The organism is Novipirellula artificiosorum, from assembly GCF_007860135.1.
GTDB classification, from domain to species: Bacteria; Planctomycetota; Planctomycetia; order Pirellulales; family Pirellulaceae; genus Novipirellula_A; species Novipirellula_A artificiosorum.
This window is the reverse complement of sequence record NZ_SJPV01000040.1, coordinates 1-11,095: the sequence shown is the minus strand read 5'-3', so window position 1 is coordinate 11,095 and position 11,095 is coordinate 1. Positions and strand designations below refer to the sequence as shown.

The 11,095-nt window shown below is 55.7% G+C and carries 6 protein-coding genes; 1 reads left to right on the top strand and 5 read right to left on the bottom strand.

What is annotated here, in order from left to right; translation table 11 throughout:
• Window positions 1-216 precede the first annotated feature (216 nt).
• From Poly41_RS33345 to Poly41_RS33330, 4 genes are all read right to left on the bottom strand, one after another.
• Entirely contained in the window at window positions 217-1,119 is a 903-nt protein-coding gene (locus tag Poly41_RS33345) for a carbohydrate kinase family protein (protein WP_197231988.1), read from the bottom strand.
• Window positions 1,120-2,076: 957 nt separating this feature from the next.
• Window positions 2,077-3,294: a DUF1559 domain-containing protein gene (locus Poly41_RS33340; RefSeq protein ID WP_146531699.1), complete on the bottom strand. Its 1,218-nt coding sequence runs from the start codon at window positions 3,292-3,294 to the stop codon at window positions 2,077-2,079.
• A 1,397-nt stretch (window positions 3,295-4,691) separates the two neighbouring features.
• On the bottom strand, window positions 4,692-5,876 hold the full coding sequence (locus Poly41_RS33335; RefSeq protein WP_146531698.1) for a DUF1559 domain-containing protein: 1,185 nt from the start codon (window positions 5,874-5,876) through the stop codon (window positions 4,692-4,694).
• Window positions 5,877-6,742: 866 nt separating this feature from the next.
• Complete coding sequence (locus Poly41_RS33330) at window positions 6,743-7,957, bottom strand: DUF1559 domain-containing protein (RefSeq protein WP_146531697.1); 1,215 nt, start codon at window positions 7,955-7,957, stop codon at window positions 6,743-6,745.
• A gap of 329 nt (window positions 7,958-8,286) precedes the next feature.
• Here Poly41_RS33330 and Poly41_RS33325 point away from each other — a divergent pair, with 329 nt between their 5' ends.
• Window positions 8,287-8,634 (top strand): hypothetical protein, encoded by a 348-nt coding sequence (locus tag Poly41_RS33325; protein WP_146531696.1) that lies wholly within the window; start codon window positions 8,287-8,289, stop codon window positions 8,632-8,634.
• 166 nt (window positions 8,635-8,800) lie between these two features.
• On the opposite strand, the gene Poly41_RS33320 is transcribed toward Poly41_RS33325, so the two are convergent.
• Entirely contained in the window at window positions 8,801-10,015 is a 1,215-nt protein-coding gene (locus tag Poly41_RS33320) for a DUF1559 domain-containing protein (protein ID WP_146531695.1), read from the bottom strand.
• Window positions 10,016-11,095: the final 1,080 nt, after the last annotated feature.

Sequence of the window (11,095 nt, the reverse complement as noted above, 5' to 3'; positions counted from 1 at the left end):
ACTTGGGCCATCAGAGCTCGGATAGAAGAATGGGGAACCGGATCGTTTAAACGCAAACTCAATCAACAACCACCCCAACACAACAGTCACTTGACAGCAGCAAACATTTCATAGAAGTGGACGAGGCAACGAGTCCTCCCTGATTCGCCGTATGCCGCCGTAGGCTGGGGACTCGTGGCCTCGTCCACTACCCCAAGATTGAATTTGGACAAAGCACTAGATTGTTCGGTAGACATTTTCGTCCGTCGTCGTCGCGCCGTGAAGCGTACAGATGCGTGCCGCAAACTGAACGGCCCGATCAAGCACTTCTTGGTACGGTAACGCTCGCAACAGCCCGTCGATCGTCGCGGCGGCAAAACCGTCGCCCGCCCCCACGGTGTCCACCATCACATCCGGTTTGGGGGCCGCAGCAAACGTCAACTGATCGCCTTCGATCGCATAGGCGCCACGGGAACCGCAGGTGATGAAGTATACCTCGCCCCCATGTTGGTCACGGAACGACTGCACCGCTCGCAAAATTTGATCATCCGTCTGGCAAGGCATGCTCGATAGCCATTCCAATTCTTCATCGTTCAGCTTCACAAACTTGGCGTCTTGCACCAACACCGGCAACCATTGCCGATCAAACCAGGGCTGGCGAATGTTGATGTCGACAAAACGAGGAACCTGAGCCGCTGCGGCTTGTCGACCGAGCCTTGTGATCGTTTCCCGAGATTGTTCGCCACGCAAAGCCAACGACCCATGATAAAGCAACGAAAACGAATCGGCCGACTCGAACAACGGCACCGGACGAATGAAGTCATAGGCGCACGGAAAAACAATCTCATAAGAGGGCTGGCCCTGGTCAAGGCTGACCTCCACCGTGCCGGTTCGTTGCCCCGGCAACGTCTGCAAACCGACCAAATCCATGTTCCACTGAGCCATCCGCTGGCGAATCGTCTTGCCATCGAGATCGTCGCCCACTGCCGAAACAAACGTCGGACGTTGCTGCAATCCCCGCAAATTCCATGCCACATTGAAGGGGGCGCCACCCAGTATTTTTCGCCCATCTTCGAACTGGTCAAAAAGCACCTCGCCGACAATCAGCGGGGCGAGTCGAAGGGAAGAGGAAGTGGACATGGTCTCCTTGGCATTTCCGCGATCAGCGTGGGAAAAGGGTAACAACCCCCACATTGTACCGGATTCGGCGTAGGGGACCAATCGTGTGCCAAACGTTCCCTTGCGCGGATGATTCGCGGCGCAAGTTGGTGTACCGCCTTTACAGAACGTCCGGCTTAGGCCTTGTCGGTAGCAGCGACCACGACGTGGTCAAAGAAGGTAGCCATGGGCTGAGCGCAGCGATGCCCATGGATCACTTGGAGGTTGTGCAGTTTAGCGTCCCCCATCCAGAGAGATGATAGTGATCGACTCAAGTCGCGATGATGGATTCTGGCTCCCCTCGCCCCGCGTGCTCGCGGGGAGAGGTCGTCCGGTTTTTTAGTTGTGACTAACACCGTGTTTAGGTATCCAACCACCCCTGCCCGCGCAGCGGGAGGGGTCGAGCGCAGCGAGGGGGAGGGCCCCCAGGGCGCGTCGACTTTGGGCTGTGAAACCTAACCGCTTGGCGGAACGTGCGATTTATAAGTTGCGTTTTTGTGTTTCAGAGGTGTTGTGAGCGGCCGGGGGTGTTCGCTTCGCTCTCACCCCCGGCTACCACCTTTGACCACTCCGTGGTCGTTTTCCTTGGTTTGACCCATTTCCTAAGTTAGACGCTCTTTTGAGGCGGCATCGGTTGAGAAATGCCGGCTAAACTGGATGATTCGTTGGAGTGGTAGGCTTTAGCCGATTGCGTGCTGGATCCCTGCTGAATCGGCTAAAGCCTACGACTCTAACGTGCGCAGTCTGTTTTTGACTCAATCGGTGTGAGCTGATTGCATACAAAGGGTTACGGGGAATAGGTTTGGACGGATGAATAACCCTCCACGACTGCCCCGCGATGACCAGAAGGAACTCGGCGACCTCAAGCTACGAAAAACGCCCGCGGCAACGGTTGCCGCGGGCGCTAATCACTTTAGGATGCGTCGGAGCTCGCCGAGGCTAAAACTCGCCTTGCACCGATTCTTTACTGGCGCGGGTACCGAGGGCACCCCACAAACCGTACGGGCTCTTCGACCCCGGCGGGTTGATGCTGCCGACCTTGACGACCGGGGCACGGCTGTTGCCCGCTTCGATCGAATCGGTGATGAACTTCACCGCCCCGTCACCCATCAAGACATGCACGCCGCCTTGGTGACGGCTGCTCGGAGGTTCCGAACCGGTATCAAAGTCGCCGGATCCGCCCATGCAAACCTCGCGGTTCGGAGCGGTCATCGTGGTGAAGCAGGTGTAAACCGGAACCGAGTCCGACCAACGGTAACCCCGCTTCCAACCGTTGCTGCGCAATCCAGGGTTCGCGGTATCCCCTACCGCCGCATCCCAATACTGAGGACGAAGCGAGTCAATCAGGCCCGTAGCGTCGGCACAAGCCGATGGATTGTTGTGGATATTGTTCCAGCCAATCCCGTAGTAGGGATCGGTGCGGATGTCACGGTCACCCAATCCGGTGGCGATTTCACCCACGGCGATCGTATTCGACAAGCCGTCGAGAATGTCGCGGAACTTGGCGTTGCCCTTACGCATGTAGAAGAAGCCACGGTTCGCTGCGTTGGCTGCATTGATGTGACCTTGGTTCCAACTGTTGCTTTCCCAACGCCAGAAACCCCAGTTGACCCAGTCGGAGCTGTCGCCAATGCAAGCTGCATAGTTGGTTCGTGCCATCGCAGGGGCTCCCGAACCGGGATCGCTCGGGCAACGGAACCCAGGAATCTCCGTCATCCAAGGATCGTAGTCGGTGCTCCAGGGACGCGGCCCCATCGGTTGACAGTCACCATTGACATCGGTCCAAGCGATCACGCCATCCTGATTCAGGTCATACGGATTGCTGATCTGCTCCCAAAGCGCTTGTTGCTCGATGAAGGGAGTGATCGGAATTAACCAGCTCAATCGACGACGGTTATGATCGGGCGTCGAGTTTCCGTTGGTATCATGACGGAACGTACCACCACCTTGGGTCGGAATCTGACCGAACGCCGAGTGGTAGTTATGAAGCGCCAAGCCGATCTGCTTGACATTGTTACTGCAACTCATACGACGAGCTGCTTCGCGGGCTGCCTGAACCGCAGGCAAAAGAAGGCCAACCAAAACACCGATGATCGCAATGACCACCAGCAACTCGACCAGCGTGAAACCACGCCGATCCAAACGATTCGAATTCATGAGAAACTCTCCAGGAATAGCAATACACATTAGAACCAGTCCCCTGCACCATGCAGCGAACAAACTACCGAACGCATCCGCCGAGCAACGTCAGCGCAAACCGCCAGCTCCGTGGCAGGGACGGAGGTTCCAAACATTGAAAACAAGCGACTGCCGAAGGAGGGCGTCAACCCAGCATTCAACAGCGTTCCTTCGAAGAGACAGGACACGCCGTGAATTTGAAGGACAACTCAACGCCTTCCAATACGAAACTTCTGATCCATTAAATGCCTGGGCCTCGAATTGGTTCCGAGGAATTATTCGGATTGTTGGAAATTAAGAAACGCCCGTGACATTCATGCCAGGGGCCTCTTCCTTTTTCTTCCGATCACCGACACCGGTGCGCTGATGACGCCCCAGGACTTGCCGAGTGGTCAATCACAATTTGAGGGTTGCTGTGAATTTGTAGAACGGACTTCCAGTCCGTTCTTTATTGACCGAAATGACAGACGGCAAGTCCGTCCTTCCCCAGTTCTTCGCTGTGACAAACCACGAGGCTAGCCCGGATGATTCGCGGCGCAAGTTGGTGTAACGCTTTTAGAGAGGAGCCAACTTAGGGAGTGCCCGGTAGCAGTGACCACGTCGTGATCAATGAGGGTAGCCATCGGCTGAGCGCAGCGATGCCCATGGATCACTTGGAGGTTGTGCAGTTTAGCGCCCCCCATCCAGAGAGATGATAGTGATCGACTCAAGTCGCGATGATGGATTCTGGCTCCCCTCGCCCCGCGTGCTCGCGGGGAGAGGTCGTCCGGTTTTTTAGTTGTGACTAACACCGTGTTTAGGTATCCAACCACCCCTGCCCGCGCAGTGGGAGGGGTCGAGCGCAGCGAGGGGGAGGGCCCCCAGGGCGCGTCGACTTTGGGCTGTGAAACCTAACCGCTTGGCGGAACGTGCGATTTATAAGTTGCGTTTTTGTGTTTCAGAGGTGTTGTGAGCGGCCGGGGGTGTTCGCTTCGCTCTGACCCCCGGCTACCCTCTTTGACCACTCCGTGGTCGTTTTCCTTGGTTTGACCCATTTCCTAAGTTAGACGCTCTTTTGAGGCGGCATCGGTTGAGAAAATGCCGGCTAAGTCCGGATGGTTCGTTGGAGTGGTAGGCTTTAGCCGATTGCGTGCTGGATCCCTGCTGAATCGGCTAAAGCCTACGACTCCAACGTGCGCAGTCTGTTTTTGACTCAATCGGTGTGAGCTGATTGCATACAAAGGGTTACGGGGAATAGGCTTGGACGGATGAAGAACCCTCCACGGCTGCCCCGCGATGACCAGAAGGAACTCGGCGACCTCAAGCTACGAAAAACGCCCGCGGCAACGGTTGCCGTGGGCGCTAGTCACTTCACGATGCGTCGGAGCTCGCCGAGGCTAAAACTCGCCTTGCACCGATTCTTTACTGGCGCGAGTACCAAGGGCACCCCACAAACCGTACGGGCTCTTCGATCCCGGTGGGTTGATGCTGTTGACCTTGACGACCGGAGCACGGCTGTTGCCCGCTTCGATCGAATCGGTGATGAACTTCACCGCACCGTCACCCATCAAGACGTGCACGCCACCTTGGTGACGGCTGCTCGGAGGTTCCGAACCGGTATCAAAGTCGCCGGATCCCCCCATGCAAACCTCGCGGTTCGGAGCGGTCATCGTGGTGAAACAGGTGTAAACCGGAACCGAGTCGGACCAACGGTAACCCCGCTTCCAACCATTGCTGCGCAATCCCGGGTTTGCGGTATCCCCGACCGCCGCATCCCAATACTGAGGACGCAGCGAGTCAATCAGCCCACCGGCGTCGGCACAGGCCGATGGATTGTTGTGGATCGCGTTCCAACCGATCCCGTAATAGGGATCGGTGCGGATGTCGCGGTCACCCAATCCGGTGGCAATTTCACCCACGGCGACCGTATTGGACAAGCCGTCAAGGATGTCGCGGAATTTCATCGCTTTGCGAGGGTAAAAGAAGCCACGGTTCGCGGCGTTGGCTGAGTTGATGTGACCTTGATTCCAGCTGTTGCTTTCCCAACGCCAGAAACCCCAGTTGACCCAGTCCGTGCTGTCGCCAATGCAAGCCGCATAGTTGGTGCGTGCCATCGCTGGAGCGCCCGAACCGGGATCGCTTGGGCAACGGAATCCAGGGATCTCGGTCATCCATGGATCGTAATTGGTATTCCAAGGCTCAGGACCCATCGCAGGGTAATCAACGACACCATCCGCATCGCGGTCAAAAGGATTGTTGATCTGCTCCCACAACGCTTGCTGTTCGATGAACGGCGTCATCGGAATCAACCAGCTTAGCCGACGACGGTTGTTGTTACCGCCGTTAGTGTTGTCCAAAAACGTACCACCGGCTTGAGTCGGACATTGCCCGAATGCCGAGTGATAATTGTGAAGTGCCAAGCCAATCTGCTTGACGTTGTTGCTGCAACTCATTCGACGAGCTGCTTCGCGCGCTGCCTGAACCGCAGGCAACAGTAACCCGACCAACACACCGATGATGGCAATCACCACCAGCAACTCCACCAGCGTAAAACCACGCCGATCCTGTCGTCGTGAATTCATGTAACTCTCCTAAAAATCAGATTGAAGTGATCTGTACGTAAAAATTCGATCCTCCGCACCATGCGAAGCATCCACATCGCTCTCAGCAAATCTTGTTCTTAGCGAAAAACGACGAACTCGCCTCCAGTGGCTGCAACTTGCAGCGTGCCCCGTCGATCACCTCGCCAAACAACACCATCCTACTTCCTCTCTACAAAAGGGGACACCCACATTTTTCACCCCGCGTCAATTTGCCTTAAGCGCCGGTTCAGCACGCCTGCGTGCATTCGCTCAACCTCACACGCGAGCGAAAAAACCAGCGCGCACCGATACCCCATGCGGATTCATGGCTGGTGCGAAAAACAAATAGGTGGGGGCCAAAACAGGTGGGCACTCATCCCTTTCCAGGGATGACGAGTCAACAACGTGCAACCAAGCTTTGCTGAGTCGCCATGAAGCAGTGATCACTCGCAACTTGATCCTAATAACGATCGGATGATATGCAAGACCGTCGTAGACAGGAGCGATCGACTTGACGGCATGCGCTCCCTGCCGAAATGGGGATGCAACCGCAAAGACGGTATCCACGCACCGGCCGACGCCTCAACGATGCACCCACCACTGCGTGCAGCAAAAAGGGGACACCCCTGAACGAGACGTTTCTCTCGTGATTCCTCGTGTCATTGAAGCGAATCAAACGGAAACGTCAGAGCCAAGCCAACTTCAAATTCGAGGACGGGACAGCCACCGGTCGACCGCTGACTGGCAGCTGCTGACGGTCCGAAGGGCGATGTCGGCGCGTCAAAAAGCCGCATGCAATAAAAATTGCATACGGCTTCGAGTGAATCACCAAGGGCTAGGGCGTGCCCAGAATTTCCGAGGCGATGCTAAAAATCGCCCTCGACCGATTCCTTACTTGCACGCGTTCCCAAAGCACCCCACAAACCGTACGGGCTCTTCGATCCCGGTGGGTTGATGCTGCCGACCTTGACGACCGGAGCACGGCTGTTGCCTGCTTCGATCGAATCGGTGATGAACTTCACCGCACCGTCACCCATCAAGCAATGCACGCCACCTTGGTGACGGCTGCTCGGAGGTTCCGAACCGGTATCAAAGTCACCGCCACCGCCCATGCAAACCTCGCGGTTCGGAGCGGTCATCGTGGTGAAACAGGTGTAAACCGGAACGGAGTCCGACCAACGGAAACCACGCTTCCAAGTGTTGTTTCGCAATCCTGGGTTGGTGTTCCCGACCGAGGCATCCCAGTACTGGGGACGCAACGAGTCAATCAGCCCGCCAGCGTCGGCACAGGCCGAAGGATTGTTGTGAATCGTTCCCCAGCCAATCCCGTAATAGGGATCGGTGCGGATGTCGCGGTCACCCAATCCGCTGGCGATTTCGCCAACTGCGATGGTGTTGGACAAGCCGTCAAGGACGTCGCGGAACTTGGCGTTGCCCTTACGCATGTAGAAGAAACCACGGTTCGCTGCGTTAGCCGAATTGATGTGACCTTGGTTCCAACTATTGTTTTGCCAACGCCAAAAACCCCAGTTAACCCAGTCCGAGCTGTCACCGATGCAACAAGCGTAATTGGTTCGTGCCATCGCAGGGGCTCCCGAACCTGGATCGCTCGGGCAGCGGAACCCAGGAATCTCGGTCATCCAAGGATCGTAGTTCGTGTTCCATGGGCGCGGCCCCATTGGTTGACAGTCACCGTTGACATCCGTCCAAGCGATCACGCCGTCCCCGTCCATGTCATAAGGATTGCTGATCTGCTCCCAAAGCGCTTGTTGCTCGATGAAGGGAGTGATCGGAATCAACCAACTCAAACGACGACGGTTATGGTCGGGCGTCGCGTTTCCGTTGGTATCGTCACGGAACGTACCACCACCTTGGGTCGGAATCTGACCGAACGCCGAGTGGTAGTTGTGAAGTGCCAAGCCGATTTGCTTGACGTTGTTACTGCAACTCATACGACGAGCTGCTTCGCGGGCTGCCTGAACCGCAGGCAAAAGAAGTCCGACTAAGACACCGATGATGGCAATGACCACCAACAATTCGACCAGCGTAAAGCCAGTCACACGTTTTCGACGTGCACTCATACGAGCTCTCCTAAACGAAAAAGAAATGAAAATACTTGAACGGAAAAGGGCACCCTCCTTCAGTCCCTGGCCTGTTCGACCAGAATGGGCAAGCGCAGGCCCCAAAAAACCTCGCGGTGCCGCGAAAGGACCTTACTGCCATAACCCCAGTTTGGCAGTACGCAATGGCCGAATCAAGCGATTTGGGCGATATCTGTGGCGCAACAGATGCCAGCCATTCGAAACCTGTCTCAATACCCAACGAAGAGAAACGACAAGAAACCCTTCTTTCTTACGCCATTCAACCAGCCTGGCGAGGGTATTTCGAGGAGAGATAAGACAGAAGTCGGTTGACCGAAAACAAACCACAAATCAACCCGACCACCTGCCTCGGCCCTGCCCTGGATGCGGCGCACGCCCCGGGCAATTCGAGCTCTGAAAGGGCCAAGCAGCAAATCAAAAAAATCGGAATTTATTGGGTGGATGCGCTAGCAACGGCCCCGAACCCCCCGATCGCTCAAACCAGGAATTGCGATCAAGTCGAACCGCGGTGGCGCTGCAACGAGCCACCGAACAGCCTGCCGCCAACCCACGAAGTGGAAAGCGGCACTCGCCGCAACGCTACCGAACCATCCAGATTTCAGGATTGCCGGAAAATCACAATTGCAAACAGGAAAAAAAACAGAGAATTTTCCTGAACGCTTTCCAGCTAAGCCGGAAACTTCGCTGCTTCACGCTCGAACTCATCCCAAGCGAGAATCCGAAATCACCGCGCGGCGACAAGACTTGCCCCATACAAAAAACAGCCCCGGATTCGCAAACACGATCCCGGGGCTGGAAGATTCTCTCTAATCGGAGGCGGCACTAAAAATCGCCGCTTACCGATTCCTTACTAGCACGCGTTCCCAAAGCACCCCACAAACCGTACGGGCTCTTCGAACCTGGTGGGTTGATGCTGCCGTTCTTGACAACGGGAGCTCGGCTGTTGCCTGCTTCGATCGAATCGGTGATGAACTTCACCGCACCGTCACCCATCAAGCAATGCACGCCACCTTGGTGACGGCTGCTTGGCGGTTCCGAACCGGTATCAAAGTCACCGCCACCGCCCATGCAAACCTCGCGGTTCGGAGCGGTCATCGTGGTGAAACAGGTGTAAACCGGAACCGAGTCGGACCAACGGAAACCACGCTTCCAAGTGTTGTTTCGCAATCCTGGGTTGGTGTTCCCGACCGAGGCATCCCAGTACTGGGGACGCAACGAGTCAATCAGCCCGCCAGCGTCGGCACAGGCCGAAGGATTGTTGTGAATCGTTCCCCAGCCAATCCCGTAATAGGGATCGGTGCGGATGTCGCGATCACCCAAGCCGGTGGCGATTTCGCCAACTGCGATGGTGTTGGACAAGCCGTCAAGGACGTCGCGGAACTTGGCGTTGCCCTTACGCATGTAGAAAAAACCACGGTTCGCTGCGTTGGCCGCATTGATGTGACCTTGGTTCCAAGTGTTGTTTTGCCAGCGCCAGAAACCCCAGTTGACCCAATCCGAGCTGTCACCGATGCAACAGGCGTAGTTGGTTCGTGCCATGGCAGGGGCTCCCGAACCTGGATCGCTCGGGCAACGGAACCCAGGAATCTCGGTCATCCAAGGATCGTAGTTCGTGTTCCATGGGCGCGGCCCCATTGGTTGACAGTCACCGTTGACATCCGTCCAAGCGATCACGCCGTCCTGATTCAAATCGTAAGGATTGCTGATCTGCTCCCAAAGCGCTTGTTGCTCGATGAAGGGAGTGATCGGAATCAACCAACTCAAACGACGACGGTTATGGTCGGGCGTCGAGTTTCCGTTGGTATCGTCACGGAACGTACCACCACCTTGGATCGGAATTTGACCGAATGCCGAGTGGTAGTTGTGAAGTGCCAAGCCGATTTGCTTGACGTTGTTGCTGCAACTCATACGACGAGCTGCTTCGCGCGCTGCCTGCACCGCAGGCAAAAGAAGTCCAACTAAAACACCGATGATCGCGATGACCACCAGCAATTCGACCAGCGTAAAACCGGTCACACGATTTCGACGTGCGCTCATACAGTTTCTCCTGAAACAAAAAAGAAATGAGAATTTGGAAGCAACTCCCGGCGCCACGAGTGCTCCACGATCGACTAGATCTGTGATGACAAGAGGGTGTTTCGAGTACGCCAAGGGGAATACTACGATTTAGCGGAGCCGCAAACACCCTTACGACCACGCCACAATTGTGGCAGATTTGCGGCGAAAAAGCAACCACGCTGAGCTCTCAAGACGAAAACAATCATCAACTGGCCGAAACAGAACTCAATCCGGTTGGAAACTCAGTGCTTTCACCCACCCTTATCGGGTCAAAAACAAAATACATCGCAGAGGGGAAACGACTCCTCCACACGGCGCATTAAAGGCGATCCCATCACCACAAAATCAACCATAAATGCCCTCAGATCGGCTTGCTCGGAACGCCACCGGAGGGCGAAACCGGGAAAGCAGCGACCGCGATACCAATGCACAAAACGCGGTTAACACCAGCCAACGAAGTTTGTTCCGCGAAAAGAAACGGAAAATGATCTGGAGCAACAAGGAGCTTCCTCGAAAAACCACTTATGGGCAATAATTCACCACTAAGAACCCCTGCCGCTACAATAGGCATCGATAAGGATTCTTCCGATTCTTTCGATTGCCGCACGATCACAATTCGTTTTTCCGAAAAATTTACAGAAAGAACATCCTTCTCTGAACCCGTTTGTGTCGAATCCGGACGATTCGTCGACCGAAAGACCTTCGCTGCAATCTATCGCGGTAGGTGATTGATCCTGAGGAACGTGCGAAAAACAACTTGGGTGTCTGAGAAGCGACGTAAGCTTTCAGCTAGCGATATCGGTAACGCAAGCTGGAAGCTCGCGACACTTATTCTTCTCACGTCCCTCGCGAACTCCCGCTCGCTGCGCTCGACCTCTCCCGCTGCGAGGGCACACCACCCCTCCCGCTCGCTGCGCTCGACCTCTCCCAAAGGGCTCGTTGTACCACATAACTCCTGCGTTTTGCATGCATTGACGGGTTGGTTTTGTGTGCAACTCCACTGGACTTTTTGCTGGACGCCGCGAATTATCCTCAATTGAGGATCCGCGTTGGTGCTGC